21 protein-coding genes are annotated in these 18519 nt (G+C 71.5%); 12 read left to right on the forward strand and 9 right to left on the reverse strand.

Annotation, left to right across the window (positions count from 1 at the left end; translation table 11 throughout):
- Positions 1-103: 103 nt before the first annotated feature.
- Genes ACIBQ6_RS48070 through ACIBQ6_RS48090 form a run of 5 tightly spaced genes read left to right on the forward strand, consistent with a single transcriptional unit; the run spans position 104 to position 3922 of the window.
- Positions 104-631, forward strand: a complete 528-nt coding sequence (locus ACIBQ6_RS48070; RefSeq protein WP_397219264.1) for an RNA polymerase sigma factor — start codon at positions 104-106, stop codon at positions 629-631.
- Positions 628-1431, forward strand: coding sequence for a zf-HC2 domain-containing protein (locus ACIBQ6_RS48075; RefSeq protein WP_358296438.1), 804 nt, complete (start codon positions 628-630; stop codon positions 1429-1431). The genes ACIBQ6_RS48070 and ACIBQ6_RS48075 overlap by 4 nt, the downstream gene beginning before the upstream one ends.
- Positions 1428-2267 (forward strand): ATP-binding cassette domain-containing protein, encoded by an 840-nt coding sequence (locus tag ACIBQ6_RS48080; RefSeq protein WP_397219265.1) that lies wholly within the window; start codon positions 1428-1430, stop codon positions 2265-2267. The genes ACIBQ6_RS48075 and ACIBQ6_RS48080 overlap by 4 nt, the downstream gene beginning before the upstream one ends.
- On the forward strand, positions 2264-3112 hold the full coding sequence (locus ACIBQ6_RS48085; RefSeq protein WP_397219266.1) for a hypothetical protein: 849 nt from the start codon (positions 2264-2266) through the stop codon (positions 3110-3112). Before ACIBQ6_RS48080 ends, ACIBQ6_RS48085 begins: the two co-directional genes overlap by 4 nt.
- Before the next feature lie 60 nt (positions 3113-3172).
- A complete protein-coding gene (locus tag ACIBQ6_RS48090; RefSeq protein ID WP_397219267.1) occupies positions 3173-3922 on the forward strand; it encodes a hypothetical protein in 750 nt (249 codons plus the stop codon).
- On the opposite strand, the gene ACIBQ6_RS48095 is transcribed toward ACIBQ6_RS48090, so the two are convergent.
- The 4 genes from ACIBQ6_RS48095 to ACIBQ6_RS48110 all read right to left on the reverse strand — a co-directional run bounded on the left by ACIBQ6_RS48095 (position 3895) and on the right by ACIBQ6_RS48110 (position 6477).
- Positions 3895-4803, reverse strand: coding sequence for a cation diffusion facilitator family transporter (locus ACIBQ6_RS48095; protein WP_397219268.1), 909 nt, complete (start codon positions 4801-4803; stop codon positions 3895-3897). The genes ACIBQ6_RS48090 and ACIBQ6_RS48095 overlap by 28 nt on opposite strands.
- A 25-nt stretch (positions 4804-4828) precedes the next feature.
- Positions 4829-5341, reverse strand: coding sequence for a hypothetical protein (locus ACIBQ6_RS48100; protein ID WP_397219269.1), 513 nt, complete (start codon positions 5339-5341; stop codon positions 4829-4831).
- A 67-nt stretch (positions 5342-5408) separates the two neighbouring features.
- Complete coding sequence (locus tag ACIBQ6_RS48105; protein ID WP_358296454.1) at positions 5409-5879, reverse strand: hypothetical protein; 471 nt, start codon at positions 5877-5879, stop codon at positions 5409-5411.
- Between the two features lie 7 nt (positions 5880-5886).
- Complete coding sequence (locus ACIBQ6_RS48110) at positions 5887-6477, reverse strand: hypothetical protein (protein ID WP_397219270.1); 591 nt, start codon at positions 6475-6477, stop codon at positions 5887-5889.
- Positions 6478-6895: 418 nt separating this feature from the next.
- Here ACIBQ6_RS48110 and ACIBQ6_RS48115 point away from each other — a divergent pair, with 418 nt between their 5' ends.
- Positions 6896-7882 (forward strand): S66 peptidase family protein, encoded by a 987-nt coding sequence (locus ACIBQ6_RS48115; protein ID WP_397219271.1) that lies wholly within the window; start codon positions 6896-6898, stop codon positions 7880-7882.
- 46 nt (positions 7883-7928) lie between these two features.
- Here ACIBQ6_RS48115 and glpD read toward each other — a convergent pair whose 3' ends face one another.
- Positions 7929-9611, reverse strand: a complete 1683-nt coding sequence (gene glpD / locus ACIBQ6_RS48120; RefSeq protein ID WP_358296462.1) for a glycerol-3-phosphate dehydrogenase — start codon at positions 9609-9611, stop codon at positions 7929-7931.
- A 71-nt stretch (positions 9612-9682) separates the two neighbouring features.
- Between glpD and ACIBQ6_RS48125 the strand changes: the two genes are divergently transcribed.
- From ACIBQ6_RS48125 to ACIBQ6_RS48140, 4 genes are all read left to right on the forward strand, one after another.
- Entirely contained in the window at positions 9683-10528 is an 846-nt protein-coding gene (locus ACIBQ6_RS48125) for an MIP/aquaporin family protein (RefSeq protein WP_358296465.1), read from the forward strand.
- Positions 10529-10549: 21 nt separating this feature from the next.
- The gene (gene glpK / locus ACIBQ6_RS48130) at positions 10550-12061 is read left to right on the forward strand and encodes a glycerol kinase GlpK (protein WP_397219272.1); all 1512 of its coding nucleotides are present in this window, start codon (positions 10550-10552) and stop codon (positions 12059-12061) included.
- Positions 12062-12144: 83 nt separating this feature from the next.
- Positions 12145-12603, forward strand: coding sequence for a HAMP domain-containing protein (locus ACIBQ6_RS48135; protein ID WP_397219273.1), 459 nt, complete (start codon positions 12145-12147; stop codon positions 12601-12603).
- A gap of 145 nt (positions 12604-12748) precedes the next feature.
- A complete protein-coding gene (locus ACIBQ6_RS48140; RefSeq protein WP_358296475.1) occupies positions 12749-12883 on the forward strand; it encodes an ATP-binding protein in 135 nt (44 codons plus the stop codon).
- A gap of 44 nt (positions 12884-12927) precedes the next feature.
- On the opposite strand, the gene ACIBQ6_RS48145 is transcribed toward ACIBQ6_RS48140, so the two are convergent.
- A complete protein-coding gene (locus ACIBQ6_RS48145) occupies positions 12928-13584 on the reverse strand; it encodes a hypothetical protein (protein WP_358296477.1) in 657 nt (218 codons plus the stop codon).
- A 20-nt stretch (positions 13585-13604) separates the two neighbouring features.
- Positions 13605-14165, reverse strand: a complete 561-nt coding sequence (locus tag ACIBQ6_RS48150) for an RNA polymerase sigma factor (RefSeq protein WP_358296479.1) — start codon at positions 14163-14165, stop codon at positions 13605-13607.
- A gap of 130 nt (positions 14166-14295) precedes the next feature.
- Here ACIBQ6_RS48150 and ACIBQ6_RS48155 point away from each other — a divergent pair, with 130 nt between their 5' ends.
- Positions 14296-14907: a hypothetical protein gene (locus ACIBQ6_RS48155; protein ID WP_397219275.1), complete on the forward strand. Its 612-nt coding sequence runs from the start codon at positions 14296-14298 to the stop codon at positions 14905-14907.
- Here the strand turns inward: ACIBQ6_RS48155 and ACIBQ6_RS48160 are convergent.
- Together ACIBQ6_RS48160 and ACIBQ6_RS48165 are read right to left on the reverse strand one after the other, a co-directional pair.
- Positions 14871-15539: a DUF6198 family protein gene (locus ACIBQ6_RS48160; RefSeq protein ID WP_358296484.1), complete on the reverse strand. Its 669-nt coding sequence runs from the start codon at positions 15537-15539 to the stop codon at positions 14871-14873. The genes ACIBQ6_RS48155 and ACIBQ6_RS48160 overlap by 37 nt on opposite strands.
- Positions 15540-15614: 75 nt before the next feature.
- On the reverse strand, positions 15615-17375 hold the full coding sequence (locus ACIBQ6_RS48165; protein ID WP_358296486.1) for an adenine deaminase C-terminal domain-containing protein: 1761 nt from the start codon (positions 17373-17375) through the stop codon (positions 15615-15617).
- A 229-nt stretch (positions 17376-17604) separates the two neighbouring features.
- Here ACIBQ6_RS48165 and ACIBQ6_RS48170 point away from each other — a divergent pair, with 229 nt between their 5' ends.
- On the forward strand, positions 17605-18516 hold the full coding sequence (locus ACIBQ6_RS48170) for a LysR substrate-binding domain-containing protein (RefSeq protein WP_358296488.1): 912 nt from the start codon (positions 17605-17607) through the stop codon (positions 18514-18516).
- The last annotated feature ends 3 nt before the right edge of the window (positions 18517-18519 follow it).

Here is an 18519-nt window from a genome sequence, read left to right on the forward strand (position 1 = left end):
CGACGGCCAGAGCGGTCGTCGCCGCCAGTACTTTTCCTCTCATCGTGAACCGCCGGAGCGGAGGGACGCGACAGAGAGGCATGACACCGATGTACGGGCTCCCGTGAGCGAGCACGAGACGTGGCGGGACGCCCGGCTGCTGGAGGCCGTGGCCGACGGCGACCGGCGTGCGCTGGAAGTCCTCTATGCCCGGCACGCGCCCTGGCTGCTCCTCCGGCTCACCCGCCGCTGCGCCGACCCGGCCGTGGTGGACGAGGCGGTCCAGGACACCTTCGTCGCGGTCTGGCGTACCGCGCGCAAATGGGACGGGCGAGGCGAGGTCGCGGCCTGGATGTGGGGGATCGGCGTGCGCCGCCTGCTCGACCAGCTGCGCCGCCGCCCCGCGGCGGCGCAGCCCGCCCACGAGCAGGTCATGGTCTCGGCCGAGGAGCAGGTGCTGCTCGGCATCGAGTACGGCGAGCTCGGCCGGGCGCTCAACCAGCTCTCCCCGGAACTGCGCGCCGTGGTCCAGGCGACCGTGCTGGACGGCCTGACCACCCGCGAGGCCGGACGCCTGCTCGGCATCCCGGCCGGCACGGTCAAGACCCGGATGATGCGCGCCCGCGCGCTGCTGAGGGAGGAACTGGCGTGAGCGCCTGGCACATGGACGACGGCATGGCCGCGGCGTACGCGGCGGGTGAGCTGGCCGCGACGCCCGCCGCCTCCGTCGAGGCCCACCTGCTGGCCTGCGAGCAGTGCCGGCTCCTGCTGGCCGCGCGGGTGCCGCGGGCCCGCCTGGACCGGGTCTGGGACGACATCGCCGACGCCGTGGACGCGCCCGCGCCCCGCCCGGTCGAACGGCTGCTGCGGGCCGCCGGGGTGCGCGAGCACACCGCCCGCCTGCTGGGCGCCACGACCTCGCTGCGGCTGCCGTGGCTGGCCGCGAGCGCCGTGGCGCTGTTCTTCGCCGCGCTGGCCTCGGGGGAGACGACCCGGTGGGGGCTGCTGACGTTCCTCACGCTGGCGCCGGTCGTGCCGGTGGCCGGGGTCGCCGTGGCCTTCGGGCGGGACGGCGATCCGGCCTACGAGATCGGGCTGGCCGCGCCGTACTCGACGTTCCGGCTGATGCTGATGCGGGCCGCCGCCGTGGTGGCGACGTCGTCGGCGCTGGCGCTGGCGGCCGGGCTGACCCTGCCGGGCGGCGGCTGGGCGACGGCCGCGTGGCTGCTGCCCTCGCTCGCCCTGACCTCGCTGACCCTGGCGCTGTCCAGCCGGTACGACCCGCGCCGCTGCGCCGTCGCGGTGACCGTGCCCTGGGTGGCCGCGGTCGTCGCCACGAACGTGCGCGAGCCGGACCTGGCCATGTTCGGGGCCGCCGGGCAGGCCGGCTACCTGGCCGTCATCGTGGTGTCCGTCGTGCTGCTCGTCGTCCGCCGCAGGGAGTTCTCATGATCGAGGCAGTCGGCCTGGTGAAGACCTACGGCCGCCGCCGGGCCCTGGACGGGCTCACCCTCAGCGCGGGCAAGGGCGTCACCGGCCTGCTCGGGCCGAACGGCGCGGGCAAGAGCACCCTCGTCCGGGTCCTCGCGACCGTCCTCGCGCCGGACGGGGGCGAGCTGCGGCTGCTCGGCCGCGACCCGGGCGCGGGCCGGCTGGAGATCCGGCGGCGGCTCGGCTACCTGCCGCAGGAGCTGGGCTTCCAGCGCGGACTCACCGCGTTCGAGTTCGTCGACTACGTGGCGGTCCTGAAGGAGATGACACACCGCCGGTCCAGGCACGACGAGGTGCGCCGGGTGATCGAGGAGGTCGGGCTCACGTCCGTGAGCGGCAGGCGCGTCCGTACGCTGTCGGGCGGCATGCGGCGGCGCCTCGGCATCGCCCAGGCCCTGCTCGGCGAGCCCGAGCTGATCCTCCTGGACGAGCCCGCCGCCGGTCTCGACCCCGAGCAGCGGCTGCTGTTCGGCGAACTGGTCGCCCGCCTCGGCCAGGACCGCGCGGTCGTGCTGTCCACCCACCAGACGGAGGACGTCGCCGCCCTCTGCGACCGGGTGGTCGTGCTCAAGGACGGCCGGTGCGCGTTCACCGGCACCCCCGCCGAGCTCCGTGCGCTGGCCGAGGGGCAGGTCTGGGTGTCGGCGGAGAAGACGGGCGGCCGCTCGCGGCGGACCGGCGACGGCCTGTACCGCGGCCTCGGCACCGCCCCCGGGGACGCCCGCCCCGCCGACCCCACCCTGGAGGACGGCTACCTGCTGCTCCTCACCGGCACGACCACGGAGACGACGGCATGACGCGCCACGTGAGCCCCGTCGCGCCGGGCGATTCCGACGAACTGGAGAACGGCGCGGGCCCCGCCCACCTGCTGCCCGCCCACCTGCTGCCCTCGCTCGCGCTGGCCGAGACCCGGCGGCTGATGCTGCACCCGCTCGCGATCACCGGCCTGGTCCTGCGCCTGATCGGCCTGGCCGCCACGGACTGGGCGCCCCGGCCCGCCTACAGCGCGCTCACCAGCGAACTCGTCCTCCCGTTCGGCGTGCCGGTGTTCTTCGCCGCGGTGCTCACGGCCTCGGCGACCAGACGCGCGGGCACCGACGAGCTGCTGGCCGCGGCCCCCGCCGGGCGCGACCTGCGCACCGCGGCCTCCTGTCTGGCCGCGCTGGGGCCGTTCCTGCTGGCCTGCGCGATGCAGGCCGTCCTGGCGGCGGTCTACGCGGTCGCCGGCGTAGAGCTGGAGCGGTTCCCGAGCCTGTACGAGATCGGGGCCGGGCCGTTGTGCGTGCTCGGGGCCGGCACGCTGGGCGTCGCGGTGGCCCGGTGGCTGCCGTGGCCGGGGGCGTCCGTCCTGGTGATGCTGGTGCTGATCGCCGTCAACGGGGTCGTGGAGCCGCTGCACTCGACGCTGACCATGCTGGGCTTCTACGTCGAGTTCGCGCGGTGGGGGCCGCCGCCGTACCTGGAGGCCGTGGGGTTCGTGGCCGGCTCGCCCGACTGGCACGCCCTCTACCTGCTGGCGCTGAGCCTGGGGGCCGGGGCGCTGGCGATGATCCGTGACGCGGCTCGGCGCGGGCTCTGGCTCGGCGTCGGCGCCGCCCTGGTCGCGATCGCGGCCGTGGCCGCCACCCGGCAACTCCCGTGACCCCGCCCGCCTCGCGGCACCCGCTCCTGCGGGAGCCCGGTGTGGGGGGGCCGGGCGCGTGTGCTGCTCGTGCGCGCGTCCGGTGTGCGTGGCCGGGCGCGTGCGTTGCTGGTCCGGGTGCCCGGTGTGCGGGGGTGGGTGGGGGCGTTGCTGGTCCGGCGGCTGCGGCGGGCCGTCGCCTCCACCGGGCCGCAGGCCGCGCTGGCCGCCGTGGTCGAGCTGGTACGGGACGGGCTGCCGGCCGCCGGGGTCGCCGTGGAGCTGGCCGGCGTGCGGATCGCGGCGGGCGAGCCCGGGCCGGTGGCCTCCGACGTGCCGCTGGTGTGGCACGGACGGGCGGTGGGCCGCCTGCTGATCACCCCGTCCGCCGACCCGCGGACGGTCGCCGCGATCACCCCGTACGTCGCCGGCGCCGCCCACAGCCTGGCCGTCACCGCGGACCTGCGCCGGGCCCGGGAACGCGTGCTCGCCATCCGCGAGGAGGAACGTCGCCGCCTCCACCACGACCTGCGCGAAGGGCTCGGCCGGGCCCTGCGCGACCTGGCCGGGACGGTCGACGCCGCCGCCACCGGCCACCGCACCGACCCGGCCGCGGCCGACCGGCTCCTGCACGACCTGAGCGCCGCCATGAACACGATCAGCCAGGAGATCAGAACCCTCCTCCAGGACCCGCGCCCCCACCCTGCCCGGCCACCGCTCCAGGGCGACCCGCGACCGGCCCCGTCACCACTCCCCGGCCCGCGTCCCCGTGTGCCGTCGCCGCGGCTCGATCGGGTGCGGGCTCATTCGGGGGCGACCGGCGTGACGTAGACCTCGCGGATCTCCGGACGCCGCCGCAGCCGTTCCTCGACCGCGGCCATGGCGCGCTCGGCCCGGGGAAGGTCGGTGGCCGAGGCGAGGGTCACCCGGGCGGCCACCATGACCTGGTGGGGCCCGACGATCACCGCGATCACCCCGCGCACCCCCGTGACGTCCGGCACCTCGACGATCGCGCGGCGGATGCGGGCCAGGTCGGCGGCGTCCACGCTGGGCGCGGCGATGAGGTTCTGGTTGAGCCGCAGCAGCAGGCCCGAGACGGCGACCAGCAGGACCCCGATCAGCACGCTGCCCAGCGAGTCGAAGACCTCGTTCCCGGTCGCCTGGTGCAGCGCGAGGCCGGCCACCGCGATCGGGCCGCTGACCACGGCCGCCGCGTTGGCCAGGGTCACGGTCTTGGCCGCCGGGTCGCTGCCGGCCAGCAGCTCCGCCCACCACGACCGGCCGGTGACCGTGGCCCGCGCGCCGAGCGCCCGTACCGAGACGACCAGGGCCCACCCGTCGCTGACCGTGATCAGCACGATCACCAGGTAGCCCAGCGCGTACGAACCGCCCGAGGCCGACGGCTCGCCCAGACCCTCCACGATCGAGGCGACGCCCCCGCCCACGAACAGCCCCACGGCGGCGAACAGCGACCAGAAGAAGATCTCCTGCCCGTAGCCGAGCGGGTGCCGCTCGTCGGCCGGGCGCGCCACCCGCGCCAGCCCGATGAGCAGGAACACCTCCACCCCGAAGTCGGCCACGCTGAACATGGCCTCGGCGTACAGGATGGCCGAGCCGGTGACCGCCGCCAGGACCCCGAGGACGACGGCCTGCGCCCCCACGACCGCCATCGTGACGATCACGCTGGTCCGGCTGCTGGGCCGCGCGCTCATGACGGCACGACCTCCCGGCCGGCGGTCATCGCTTCGGTGTCACCCGTACGACGGCGCGGCCGCGGTCGAAGGAGAGGAAGCGCAGGACGACGTCGTTCAGGGTGAGCGTGGTGACGCCCCGGATGTAGCCCGAGCAGCCCCCGCCCTCGTCGAACTTGCAGGTGGACGCGCCGCCCTGCTCGCCCTGGGAGCTCATGTCCCCGCCCCCGGTGAAGTCCGCCTCCCACGTGACCTTGTCGCCCTGGACGCTCGCGACGGCGAACCGGGAGACCCCGTGACGCTGCCCGAACTTCAGGACGTCGCCCGCCCGGAGGGTGACCTCGCACCGGGCGTCCGCGCACCCGCCGACCTCCCGCCCGCCCTCGCCCGCGGCGTCGCCGGAAGACGACCCGTCCGGCGCGGACCCGTCCGGCGCGGATTCGGACGCGGCGGATTCGGGCGGCGCGGGCGCGGACGGCGACGTGCGCCCGGCCGTCCCGACGGGACCGGCGCATCCGGTCAGCGAGCAAGCCAGCAGGAGTACAAGCCACTTGACCATGGCAAACACCCTAGGCGCCGGGACGGACCCGGCCCCGGAGCCTCGCCCGGCGCGCCGCCGCACGTGCTCAGCGAGTGACGCGCAGGGCCCACTCGACCGAGTCCGGGGCCTGGACCCGTACCGTCAGGGTCTTCCTGCGGCCCAGGTCGAGACGGTTCATGACGGGGCTGATCAGATCGTCGAGGCAGGTGAAGGGCATGTTGACGCCCGGCTCCAGGATGATCTCCGCCTTGCCCTCGCCCCGGCACCGGAACAGCACCCACAGCTCGTCCTTGCCGGGCGGCACGTCGCCCACGACCATGCTGCCCTTCCTCGGCCCCGCCTTGAGCACGGTGGTGGTGCCGGCCTCCACGCCCGGCAGCCGCAGGGCCGCGGGCCGGGCTGGCGGCGTGCTCGCCGGGCTCTCGGCGGGGGAGGCCGACGGGGTGGCGTCCCGCCGCTCAGCCGCCGGACCGGTCGGAGGCGCGGCCGTGCAGGCCGCCGCCAGAGAAAGGAAGCAGCAAAAGCCGAGAAAGGACGCTACCTGTCGGATCGTCATGTCGAATTCACCTTTGTTTGACGTACCAGCCGACGCGCCATGGAGTCCAGGCGGTCACGTTTTTCGGCTTTTGGGGGCACACGTGATAGACGCCGTTGGTCTTCTTGCGCCAGACGCCGTACGTGGCGGTGGTGGTTTTGCGGGCGGGAGTGGGGATCGAGATGCTGTTGCCTAATGAAGCCGTGAGACTGGCGGACAGATTCACCCCTGTGGCCACTTCGGCGCCCGCGATGAGCCGGTCGACCTTCAGGCTGCCGGACACGTTCCAGGCGACCGAGACCGTACCGGAAACGGTGGCGGTGAAGGTCGACGTCGCGGTGCGGGAGGTGCCGTTGTGGTTCGACTGCGTCGGGCCGACCGCCTTGTGACTGTTGCTGTACGTGGAGACCCGATAGCTGACGTCACCGGGACGGCAGGCCATCGCCGGCGACGAAGTGGCGGCCCTGGCACGGAAGATCTCCGTGTCGTTGTCGTAGCCGACGACCACGTCCGGGTTGCCGGGAACGGGCCGGGGGTCGTCGGCGAAGGCCAGCGCCGTGCCCAGCGTCGCGAGCGGTGCGATCAGCGCGGCTGTCGAAAGCGTGCGTTTCAACGACATTGTAGGTAGGCTCCCTCTGCATCGAATGGTGCTCCACGGGCGGGGATCGTTGGTCGCGGCACCCGTCCGTGCAGCTTGTGAGTTGCCTCCCCGGCTCTGTGCCGGGTATTGAGCGACAGTTATTCACGCCATTGAACGGCGAGCAACCTCTTGTACGGCTCAGGCTCCTGTGCTACCGGCGCTCGCATGGCTACATTCCGGCTACATTCGCCAGCTCGACGGCTCGATTGACATTGGTTTGCAACTCCATCAATCGCCGTGCCGACGGCATTGTGGCCGCACGTTTATCGGCCGTCCATAACAAAACCACACACTGTTGCCTGAATTATTGAGCAACGTCCGCATTTTTGCCGTGGATGGCTCGGCTGGAGCGCTGGTCACCGGCGAGGCGGAGAGCGGCTCGCCTATGCTTCGCTAGATGGACGTCATCCATCCCCCCAAACTCAAAGCGGGCGACGTCGTCCGCGTCGTCGCGCCGGCCTGCTCGCGCGCGATGGTCATGGAGCACGACCACACCGCGATCATCGACGCCCGCTTCGCCGAGCTCGGCCTGACGCTCACCTACGGCCGTCACGTCGACGAGCGGGACGCCTTCCACTCCAGCAGCGTCGCCTCCCGCGTCGCCGACCTGCACGACGCCTTCGCCGACCCGTCGGTGGCGGCGATCCTGACGGTCATCGGCGGCTACAACTGCAACGAGCTCCTGCCGCACCTCGACTGGGAGCTGATCCGGGCCAACCCCAAGATCCTGTGCGGCTACTCCGACATCACCGCCCTGCAGAACGCCGTCCTCGCCCGCGCCGGGCTGGTCACGTACTCGGGGCCCCACTGGTCGACGTTCGGGATGCGCGACCACTTCGAGCAGACCCTGGAGTGGTTCACCGCCGTCCTGTTCGGCGACGCGCCGGTCGAGCTGGGGGCGTCGAAGTACTGGACCGACGACCTATGGTTCCTCGACCAGGACGGGCGCGAGCCGATGCCCAACGAGGGCTGGTGGCCGCTGCGGCCCGGCGCCGCCGAGGGGCGCGTCGTCGGCGGCAACCTCTGCACCCTGAACCTGCTGCAGGGCACGCCGTACATGCCCTCACTCGACGACGCGCTGCTGATCGTGGAGGACGACCTGGAGTCCCACCCGGCGATCTTCGCCCGCAACCTCACCTCGCTGCTCCAGCTCCCGGGCGCCGAGACCGTCCGCGGCCTGGTGATCGGGCGGTTCCAGCAGGCCAGCCGGATGACCCGGGACCTGCTTGAGCAGATCGTCGAGACGCAGCCGGGGTTGCGGGACGTCCCCGTCCTGGCCAACGTCGACGTCGGCCACACCAACCCGCTGGCCACCTTCCCGGTCGGCGGCCGGGCCCGCCTGACGGTCGGCCCCGAACCGTCGCTGACGCTCACCAGCCACTGACCCTCGACCGGCCACTGACCCTCGATCGGCCGGTGACCCGCCGCCGCTAGGACGCGGCGGCGGGCTCGCGGCGCGGGGCCGTGGCCTCGGCCAGGGCCTTGCGCTCGGCCTCGACCAGGGTGCGGCAGCGCGCCGCCTCGGCCTCCACCCGGGCCTCGTCCCAGCCGAGCAGCCCCGCCATCAGCCGCGCCACCACCGGGGCCGCGTCGAGCGCGGCGGGGATCGCCTCGATGAGCATCCGGGTCCGGCGCGACAGGACGTCCTCGGCGTGCAGCGCGCCCTCGTGCGTGACGGCGTACACGACCTCGGCCCTGATCCACGGGCACCCCTCCACCAGCGGCTCGCCGAGCGAGCGGTCGTCGTCGACCAGGGCGAGCACCTCCATCGCGAGCGTGCCGTAGCGCTGGACGAGATGCTCCACCACGTCGGCGTCCACGTCGTGGTCCTCGGCCAGCCGCCGCACGGACGCGCGCACCGCCGGCAGCCCGTCCGCGCCGATCAGCGGCAGCCGGTCGGTCACTGACTCCGGCACGTCGAAGCCCTCCAGCGCCGCGTCGACCACGTCCTTGGCCATGACCCGGTACGTGGTGAACTTGCCCCCGGCGATCGTGGCCAGGCCCGGCGCCGGCACGTCCACGACGTGCTCGCGGGACAGCTTCGTGGTCGCCGAGCTCTCGTCGGCCGCCACCAGCGGGCGCAGGCCCACGTAGACGCCCACCACGTCGTCACGGGTCAGCGGCCGGGCCAGCACGGCGTTGGCGTGGTCGAGGATGTAGTCGATGTCCTCGCCGGTGGCGGCCGGCTCCTCGCGGTCGCCGTCGTACTCGGTGTCGGTGGTGCCGACGATCCACCGCCGCCGCGTCCACGGGATGATGAACAGCACGCTCTTCTCGGTCGGGATGATCATGCCGGTGGCCGAGTCGATGGCCTCGCCCGGCACCATGACGTGCACGCCCTTCGACATCCTGACCTTGAAACCGGCCGGCGCCGAGCCGGGCAGCCCGTTGATCGGGTCGGTCCACACGCCCGCGCACACCACCACGGCGTCGGCCCTGACGTCGAGGTCGCGGCCGGTCTCCTCGTCGTGCACGCGGGCGCCGACGACGCGCTCGCTGCCCTGGTCGCGCAGCATCTCGACGACCCGCGTCCGGGTGGCGACCACGGCGCCGTGCGCGGCGGCCGTCCTGGCCAGGGTGAGGGTGAAGCGCGCGTCGTCCACCTGGGCGTCGAAGTAGATCATGCTGCCCGACACCGCGTCCGCGCGCAGGCCGGGCGCCATCCGCCGCGACTCCTTGACCGACAGGTACCGGTGCCGGGGCATCGGCCGGCGCATGCCCTCCAGCGTGTCGTACAGGGTCAGCCCGGCCCCCACGTACGGCCGCTCGATGAGCCCGTGCTGTAGCGGATACAGGAACGTGACCGGCTTGACCAGGTGCGGGGCCAGCCGCGAGACCAGCAGGTCGCGCTCCTTCAGCGCCTCGCGGACCAGCTTGAAGTCGAACTGCTCCAGGTAGCGCAGGCCGCCGTGGATGAGCTTGCTCGACCTGCTCGACGTGCCGGCGGCCAGGTCGCGGCTCTCCACCAGCGCGACCCGCAGCCCGCGGGAGGCGGCGTCCAGCGCGGCGCCCGCGCCGGTCACGCCGCCGCCGATCACCAGCACGTCGAAGGACTGCTCCGCCAGCCGGTCGATGGCTGCCTGACGGTTCCTGGCGTCCATCGCCCCGGTCATGTTCATGGATCCCCCGAACCACACTTTGTGCTCAAACGCTCACGATCCGTATACGTTTCCCGGATCAGGGAATGGCACACAACGTCGACACCACGAAAGCGGGGGCAGCGGTGGTCGAACGTGTCAAACGCCTGGAACTGGCCGGCGAGCTCATCGCCGAGTTCGCCGGCACGATGGTGCTCATCCTGTTCGGGGTGGGCGTCGTCGCCCAAGTGGTCGCGGCCGGCCTCGGCGATCACGACAGCATCGCCTGGGCGTGGGGGATCGGCGTCGCGCTCGGCGTCTACGTCGCGGGCCGCATCACCGGCGCCCATCTCAACCCGGCCGTCACGCTCGCGTTCGCGACCTTCCGCGGGTTCCCGTGGGCCAAGGTGCTGCCGTACTCGCTGGCGCAGACCGTGGGGGCGTTCGTCGGGGCGCTGCTGGTGCGCTGGAACTACACCGAGGTGCTGAACAAGGTGGACCCCGGGCACACGCTGAAGACCCAGACCGTCTTCTCCACCCTGCCCGGCAACGGCTCGCTCCCGGTCAGCGCCTGGGGCGGGTTCCGCGACCAGATCATCGGCACCGCCATCCTGATGTTCGTCCTGTACGCCCTGTCCGACTCGCACAACCTCGCGCCCGGCGCCAATCTCGGCCCGGTGGTCATCGGCCTGCTCATCGTCGGCATCGGCATGGCGTGGGGCGCCGACGCGGGCTACGCGATCAACCCGGCGCGCGACTTCGGCCCGCGCCTGGCCAGCTACCTCACCGGCTACTCCGGCGCCTGGCGCGACCAGTACGGCGACCTGTACTTCTGGGTGCCCATCGTCGGCCCCCTGCTCGGCGGCCTGGCCGGCGCCGGGCTCTACCAGCTCATGATCGCCCGGTTCCTCCCCGAGCCCGAGCCCGACATCGAGGACGCGGGCCGCGTCTGACCCGAACGGAGGAGAACGACCATGCCCGATTTCGTGGGGGCCGTCGACCAGGGCACCACCAGCACCAGGTTCATGATCTTCAATCACAGCGGCCTGGAGGTGTGCAAGTTCCAGCTCGAACACGAGCAGATCCTCCCCAGGGCGGGCTGGGTGGAGCACAACCCGATCGAGATCTCGACCAGGACCTCCGCGGTGATCGAGACCGCGCTCCAGCGCACCGGGCTGCACGACACCGACCTGGCCGCCGTGGGCATCACCAACCAGCGCGAGACCACGGTCGTGTGGAACCCGCGCACCGGCCGCCCGTACTGCAACGCCATCGTGTGGCAGGACACCCGCAGCGCCAGGATCGCCGCTCAGCTCGAACGGGACGGCCGCGGCGAGGTCATCCGCAGGAAGACGGGCCTGCGGCCGGACGCCTACTTCTCCGGCGGCAAGCTCCAGTGGATCCTGGAGAACGTCGAGGGCGTGCGCCAGGCGGCCGGGCGGGGCGAGGCGGTCTTCGGCAACACCGACACCTGGACCCTGTGGAACCTCACCGGCGGCGCCCGCGGCGGCGTGCACGTCACCGACGTGACCAACGCCAGCCGCACCATGCTGATGGACCTGGAGACGCTGGAGTGGGACGACGAGCTGCTGTCCTTCTTCGGCATCCCGCGCGAGATGCTGCCGGAGATCCGCCCGTCCTCCGAGCCCGCCTCCTACGGCACGACCAGCAGGTACGGCGCGTTCGGCGGCGAGGTGCCGATCACCGGCATCCTCGGCGACCAGCAGGCGGCCACCGTCGGCCAGGTGTGCTTCTCGCCGGGCGAGGCCAAGAACACCTACGGCACCGGCAACTTCATGCTCCTCAACACCGGCACCGACCTCGTACGCTCCGAGCGCGGCCTGCTCACCACCGTCGCCTACAAGTTCGCCGGCCAGCCGGCCGTGTTCGCGCTGGAGGGCTCGATCGCCGTGACCGGGTCGGCCGTGCAGTGGCTGCGCGACCAGTTGCACATCATCCGGTCCTCCGCGCAGAGCGAGGACCTGGCCCGGCAGGTGACCGACAACGGCGGGATCTACTTCGTCCCGGCGTTCTCGGGGTTGTTCGCGCCGTACTGGCGGCCCGACGCGCGCGGCGCGATCGTCGGCCTGTCCCGCTACAACCGGGACGCCCATCTGGCGCGCGCCACGCTGGAGGCCATCTGCTACCAGAGCAGGGACGTCGTGGAGGCCATGCAGCAGGACTCCGGCGTGGTGCTGGACGTGCTCAAGGTCGACGGCGGCGTCACCGCGAACAACCTGTGCATGCAACTCCAGTCCGACATCCTGGGCGTGCCGGTCAGCCGTCCCGTGGTGGCCGAGACGACCGCGCTGGGCGCCGCGTACGCCGCCGGGCTGGCCGTCGGCTACTGGAAGGACACCGACGAACTGCGCGCCAACTGGGCCGAGGACCGGCGCTGGAACCCGGAGTGGACCGACGAGCAGCGCGAGAAGGGGTACGAGGGCTGGAAACGCGCGGTGAGCCGCACCCTCGACTGGGAGACCTGACCGCCGCCGAAGGCGCGCGACGCCCTTACCGTGCGCTTACCGGGGCGGCGCCCAGAATGAGGTCTCCAGCGGAAGGAGACAGCGTGCGATTACCGTCCCATGCCGGCCGGACCCCTGGTGGCCACGCTCCGCCCGGCAGGGCCGCGGCGCTGTTCGGAAAGCTGGGCATCCGCGCCCGGCTGACGCTCACGTACGGATCCATGCTGTTCGTCGGCGGCACGCTCCTGCTCACCGTCGGCTACCTGCTGCGCGTCTTCGGCTACCTGGTCGCCGACCGGGCGTTGCGGCCCGTCGCCAAGATGACCGCGACGGCCCGCAAGCTGTCCGAGAGCACGCTGGCCCACCAGCGCCTCGACCTCCAGGGCCCGGACGACGAGCTGAAGGAACTGGCCGACACCTTCGACTCGATGCTGACCCGGCTCAACAGCGCCTTCAACTCCCAGCGCCGCTTCGTCGCCAACGCCTCCCACCAGCTCTCCTGGCCAGGAGCGAACGGGAGCTCGCGCGCCGCAAGCCGGTGGACATCGACGACGTGGCGCTGACGGCGGTGGAGCAGCTGACGCCCGTCGCCGACCAGCGCGGTGTGACCGTCGTCTCCCGCCTCGGCGGCACGACCATGGCGGGCGACCCCGTCCTCCTGGAACACGCCGTGGGGAACCTGGTGGACGTCGGCTCAACGCCGACCGGGTGGACTCGGCGAACGGCTCGGGGCTCGGACTGTCGATCGTCCGCGCGGTCGTCCAGGCCCACGGCGGCGAGGTGACCGCGACCCCGCGCGAGGGCGGCGGCCTGTCCGTGACGATCAGCCTTCCCGGCCGCTGAGGCGGCCCGGCCCCCGATCCGGGCGCGGGCCGCCTGCGGGGGGATCACATGCCGGACGGCGGGTACGCCTCCGGGTGCTCCTTCGGGTCGGGCATCTGGTCCCAGGACGGGTCGTCGATCACCTTGCAGGGCTTGGCCGGCCCGTCGACCAGGAAGCCGCTGAACTGCCACAGCACCCTGGGCTTCTCGGGGCCGGAGGTCTGGTCGCCGTTCTCGGTGAACTCCAGGACGGCGGTCTGCCCCGTCTTGATGCGCTTGGGGTCGATCCGTACCTGGCCGCCGCCCATCCGGAACGTCTTCGCGTTGGGGCTGTTCTCGATCGCCTCCTTGATCCTCTTCCGGACCGCGGGGTCCTTGCTCTGGAGCTCTTCCTTGGTGAAGGACGGGCCGGCGTCGGCCGGGGCGCGGTCGGGGGCGCAGCGGGTGCCGGGCTTGAGGTAGGAGACGTCGGAGGGCACGCCGAGCGCCGCCAGGTCCTTCTCCACCTGGCCGGGGTCGCGGAACTCGTTGATCTGCAGCGTGATCGTGCCGTCGGTGTTCTTGGTGAGCGCGTAGGCGGGGGCGTCCGAGCCGTTGAGGAACGGCGTCACGACCGCCGCGGCGGCCGCGACGGCGGCCACCGCCGCGCCGGTGAGCAGGCGCCGCCTGGTGCGCCGGCGCCGTTCCCCGTTGCGGGCCTCGATCTCGGCTTTCAGTTCCATCAGTACGTGCTCCTTGAAGTTCATCGGATTCCTTCCATGACGAAGGGAGCCATCTCCGGCACGTCCATGAGCGCGTGGCGGGCGCGGTGCAACCTGGCTCGGGCGGCTCCCTGCCGGATGCCCAGGGCGGTGGCGGCCTCGCTGATCGTGAGCTGGTCGATGACGACCAGTTCGAGCATCGCGCGGTCACCGTCGGGCAGTCCGGCCATGGCCTGGAAGGCCCGCCTGGCCGGGTTCTCGGCGTCTATCCGCGCCACGAGCTCGGCCACGTCGTCGGAGTCGAGATGCCGTCGCCCGCCGACGCGATCGACCAGCCGCGACTCCTTGTACGCCCGCCGCCGCTCGGCCGAAAGCGTGTTGCGCGCGACGCCGTACAGCCAGGCGATCTCACTGCCGCGTCCGGGCCGGTAGGTGTGGGCGGAGTCGAGCACCGCCATGAACACCTCCGCCACCAGGTCGGCGGCCGTGTGGGGATCATCGACCCGGCGGGCGAGGAACGAGGTGACCGCATCGACGTGGCGCCGGTAGAAGGCTTCGAAAGCGTCCGGATCTGTGGCGATATCCGGCTGTTTGCGACGCACCGGCCGTGCTCCCTTCGTCGATTACACCCCTTCTTGGTCAGTAGCCGAGAAAACGTTATGAGAGCCGACAGAACAGACGCCCCGCGCCGTCTCTGACGACGCGGGGCGCGGTCTTGCTACGTTGCCCGGCATGGGCCACGGAAAGAGATCACTGAGCCGGGCGGACGTCACCACGGCGTTGGCCATGACCCTGGACGCGGCGGGCGCCGCCGTCCCCTACCGCCTGTGCGGCACGGGCGCGGCGCTGCTCCAAGGCGTCCCGCTGCCGGCCGGGGACATCGACCTCCTGATGCCCGGCCGGCCGGAGCTGCACGCGTTCGCCGCGGCCCTGGCGCCGTTCCCCTGCCTCCACGCCCCCGCCTGGATCCCGGGGAGCGACCAGTACTTCGCCAGATTCGCGGTGAACGGGGTGGAGGTCGAGCTCAGCACCGTCGAGCGGCAGGCCGGTTCGGACGCCCTGGAATGCGTCGGCGAAGGGCCGTGGCGGCATCACGTCCTGGTCGCGTGCGGTCCGCACCAGGTGCCGGCGGTCCGGCTGGAGATCCGGCTGGCCACCGAGCTCCTGCGCGACCGCGCCGACCGGTACGGCCCGCTCGTCGGCCACCTGCGCGCCCACGGCTTCGACCCCGGCCTGCTGCGCCGCGCGATGGACGCCGCCGGCGTCCCGGCCGCGCGGCGGCGTCCGATCCTGGAGGGCCTCCGGGCTCAGGACCGCGAGAACTTCTTGAACAGGAAGAAATAGAGCTTGATGTACTGCCCGACGAGGATGCCGTTGATGATGGTTCCCTCGCGGATGAACTGCGGGCCGCCCAGGAAGATCAGCCCGATCGCCGCGGAGACCACCAGCAGCGTGCAGTCGAAGCCGGTCTTGAGGTTGCCCCATTTGAAGCCGGTGCGCTTGAAGACCGTGTTGACGAACATGTCGACCGGCATGAGCACCAGGTTGGCCCGGATCATCAGGAACAGGCCGAACGCCAGCGTCGCGTCCGCGACCACCAGGAGGACGAACTTTGCGGCGTAGGCGTCCAGCGCGATCCAGCTCGTCAGCATCAGGTTCAGATCGAGGAACGTGGCCAGCACCAGGGCCGGGATCAACGACAGGAAGTTCCTGAGCTTGAAGTCCTTCGGCAGGACGAGATAGGTCAGCAGCAACATCAGCAGCTCAAGGGCGAAGTTGAAGGTCCCCTGGCTGATCGAGGGGAAGACCAGGGTCATCGTCCGGGTGAGGCTGCTCTGCGGCGAGATGCCGATCCCCGCCCTGATGGCCAGGCTGACCCCCAGGGTCAGCAGGTAGATGCCGGCGCCGTAGGTGATCCAACGCCGCACCAGACTTCCGGTGTCGACGACTCCGGCCTCTTTTTCATGCTGTAGCACAGTTGCCTCCTTGGCTGTTAGCTGTTCCGGCCGGAGCCTGCCGGACGACGTGGTGCCCGCTTCTCAGAGCACGGCTCAGACCATGAACCCGAAGCGGTCGAGTGAGATGAACAGGGTCAGGAGCTTGTTGACGACCGGCTCGCCCTCGTTGTGGTTGCCCAGCTTCTCCAGGGCGGCGTCGATCGACCGGGTCGCCTCCACCAGCTCGGCCAGGCTCATGTCCGCCATCACGCCGTAGATGTCGAGCGGCAGCGCGGCCCGCGCCTGCCCGTCCTCGGTGACGAGGCAGCCGCCGACGAAGGCGTCGAGCTGCCTGAGGTTGTCGCACATCTCGGCGCTGTCGCTGCCGACCACCACGAAGTAGGCGAAGGGCGCGGGCCAGAACGTCGACACGGCGCCCCGGTCGATCGAGACCCCCTTGAACAGCCCGTTGACGACGTGCCGGGTGCCGTCCGCGTACCGCTGGACGACGGAGATGCGGTTCAGCCTGACACCGTCCACCTCGGGTACGACGGCGCCGTCCGCGAACGGCACCCAGACCTCCTGGGAGAACTTCAGGTGGCCGCGTCCGTAGACGTCGAAGAGCAGGACCTTCGCCCGGCTCCCGTCGTCGGAGATCTCGATGGGCGTGAGGTCGAGCTGTTCGGGAGCCAGGCCGGCGAGGCCGGGCCGGGGCTCCTGCACCATGACCGAATAGTCCAGATCGACCGGCTTGAGGAGCTTGCGGTCCTTGGCGACCAGCTCGCCGCCCTTGAACACGTACAACGGGTTGATCTTCGACAGGCTGTCGGTCAGCACGATGTCGGCGAAGCGGCCCGGAGCGAGGGAGCCGAAGTCGTGGTCCATGCCGAAGGAGCGCGCGGAGTACAGCGTGCCCATCTTGATCGCCTGGATCGGGTTCAGGCCCATCTCGACGGCCAGGGAGATCACCCAGTCGATGTGCCCCTTGGTCAGCACCCGGTCGACCGAGATGTTGTCGGCGCACATCTGGAAGTTCTCGGCCGGCCAGCGGCGCTTGACGATGGCGCGCAGCATGGTCCTGATCACCTCGGGGCTGCCGACGCCGAACTTGATCTGGGTCTGGAAGCCGTACCGGATGCTCTTCTCGATGTCGTCCTCGTTCCAGACATCGTGGTTGTTGTGCGCGCCGATCGCCGGCATGTAGTTCAGCAGCATGTCGGGCAGCGCCGTCACGCCCCAGTGGCTGTTCACGAAGCCGCCGTTGGCGCGGCCCAGGGCGGACTTGCGGAAGTCGTCCTCGTTGCCCGTCATGTAGGACAGGTGGGCGAGCTCGCCCAGCCCGATCACCGGGTCCATCTTCAGCATGGCGTCGGTGACCTCGACCGACGTCTTCTTGCCCGGCGCGAAGGCGTAGATCCGGTAGGGCAGCTTCTCGTAGTCCTTGAACAACGCCGCGGCGGCCTCGACGGCCTCGTCGCCGGCCGCGCTGGCGAAGTCCAGGGTCTCGGCGAAGATGGTGGTCGTGCCGCTCGGGACGATCGCCTCCCCGAACGCCGCCGGGTGGGCCAGCTGGGCGTCGAAGTGCAGGTGCGCGTCGATCAGCCCCGGGATCGCGTAAAGGCCCTGGCCGTCGAACACCTCGCGGACCCGCACGATCGACTCGTCCGGGTTCAACGCGATGATCCGCTCGTTGTAGACGAGGATCGAACCCTGGAAGACGCTCTCGCTGTGCACATCCAGCACGCTGAGGTTGCGCAGCAGCAGATCTGCCTCCCTCTCCCCGCTCAGGATGTCGAAGACCGCCCGCACGTGGTCGTAGTGGACCGAGACCCGGTCCGCCCCACCGGCCTGGCTCGTCTTCTCCTGCTGGAGCATGATTTCCTCGCTTCATTGCTGGGCTGTTGGATTCCGCTCGCGGAACGAGACCCGAGGACGCGGCTCCGGGATGCCGGCAGCCGGTCGCGGAGTTTCAGCACAGGGCCGCCGTGGCCGTGTCGCTCGTACGCGCTGTGGCTATGAAATGGCACGGCACCGTTGCTGACAAGCAGCCGTTTTCGCACGGACTGTACTCTTTTTGCGCACGGTCCAGCCCAGGGAGGCCCCCATGCTCCACTCACGCGTGCTGCACTACATCGACGAGGTGGCGCGGTACGGCTCCATCCGGGCCGCCGGCGCCAGGCTCCACGTCGCCCCGTCGGCCATCAACCGGCAGATCCTGCTCCTTGAGGAAGAGCTCGGCGAGCCCCTGTTCGAACGCCTGCCGCGCGGCATGCGGCCCACCCCGGCGGGCGAGGTCCTCCTCGCCCACGTGCGCCGGACGCTCCAGGAGTACCGCGAGGCCGTGACCGAGATCCGCGACCTGCAGTCACTGCCGAGCGGCGAGGTGGTGATCGCCACGATGACCGGCCTGGCCAGCAGCATCGTCTCCACCGCCACCGTGAACTTCCACGCCCGCCACCCCGAGGTGCGCATCTCCATCCGCGCCCTGTCCACCCACGAGATCCTCCGCGCGGTGGCCGACAGCGAGGCCGACCTGGGCCTCGGGTTCAACGTCCCGTCCTCGCCGCAGCTCCAGCTGTGCTGGCAGATGGACACCCGGCTCGGCGCGGTCATCGCCCCGGCCCACCCGCTGGCCCGCCTGGAATCCATCCCCCTGGCCCAGTGCGCGGCCTACCCGCTCATCTTCGCCGACCGCTCGATGGTGATCCACGGCATCATCGCCGACACCTTCGCCGAGGCCGGCCTGAAGGTCGAGCCCGCCTTCCACACCAATTCGATCGAGACGATGAAACGCCTGGCCGCCGCGGGGGAGGCCATCGCCTTTCTCAGCAGGTTCGACATGGCCGAGGAGCACCACAACGGAACCCTCGCCTTCCGCCCGGTGCGCGACCGCGCCTTCAGCAACAACATCCTGTCGCTCGTCCGCCGCGAGAAACACGGCCCCGGCCCCGCCGCCCTGCTGTTCGCCGAAGAAATCATCCAAACCCTGGAATCCGTGGCCCACCCACCCCTGTGACGA

The sequence above is a fragment of the Nonomuraea sp. NPDC049655 genome (genome assembly GCF_044465465.1).
Lineage (GTDB): Bacteria > Actinomycetota > Actinomycetes > Streptosporangiales > Streptosporangiaceae > Nonomuraea.

Coding starts and splice junctions, on each gene's coding strand:
- ACIBQ6_RS48165 (WP_358296486.1), bottom strand. CDS start 17,375: ATGCTCCAGCAGGAGAAGACGAGCCAGGCCGGTGGGGCGGACCGGGTC.
- ACIBQ6_RS48105 (WP_358296454.1), bottom strand. CDS start 5,879: ATGACGATCCGACAGGTAGCGTCCTTTCTCGGCTTTTGCTGCTTCCTT.
- ACIBQ6_RS48145 (WP_358296477.1), bottom strand. CDS start 13,584: ATGGAACTGAAAGCCGAGATCGAGGCCCGCAACGGGGAACGGCGCCGG.
- ACIBQ6_RS48155 (WP_397219275.1), top strand. CDS start 14,296: ATGGGCCACGGAAAGAGATCACTGAGCCGGGCGGACGTCACCACGGCG.
- ACIBQ6_RS48095 (WP_397219268.1), bottom strand. CDS start 4,803: ATGAGCGCGCGGCCCAGCAGCCGGACCAGCGTGATCGTCACGATGGCG.
- ACIBQ6_RS48115 (WP_397219271.1), top strand. CDS start 6,896: ATGGACGTCATCCATCCCCCCAAACTCAAAGCGGGCGACGTCGTCCGC.
- glpK (WP_397219272.1), top strand. CDS start 10,550: ATGCCCGATTTCGTGGGGGCCGTCGACCAGGGCACCACCAGCACCAGG.
- ACIBQ6_RS48085 (WP_397219266.1), top strand. CDS start 2,264: ATGACGCGCCACGTGAGCCCCGTCGCGCCGGGCGATTCCGACGAACTG.
- ACIBQ6_RS48110 (WP_397219270.1), bottom strand. CDS start 6,477: ATGTCGTTGAAACGCACGCTTTCGACAGCCGCGCTGATCGCACCGCTC.
- ACIBQ6_RS48170 (WP_358296488.1), top strand. CDS start 17,605: ATGCTCCACTCACGCGTGCTGCACTACATCGACGAGGTGGCGCGGTAC.
- ACIBQ6_RS48100 (WP_397219269.1), bottom strand. CDS start 5,341: ATGGTCAAGTGGCTTGTACTCCTGCTGGCTTGCTCGCTGACCGGATGC.
- ACIBQ6_RS48125 (WP_358296465.1), top strand. CDS start 9,683: ATGGCACACAACGTCGACACCACGAAAGCGGGGGCAGCGGTGGTCGAA.
- glpD (WP_358296462.1), bottom strand. CDS start 9,611: ATGACCGGGGCGATGGACGCCAGGAACCGTCAGGCAGCCATCGACCGG.
- ACIBQ6_RS48080 (WP_397219265.1), top strand. CDS start 1,428: ATGATCGAGGCAGTCGGCCTGGTGAAGACCTACGGCCGCCGCCGGGCC.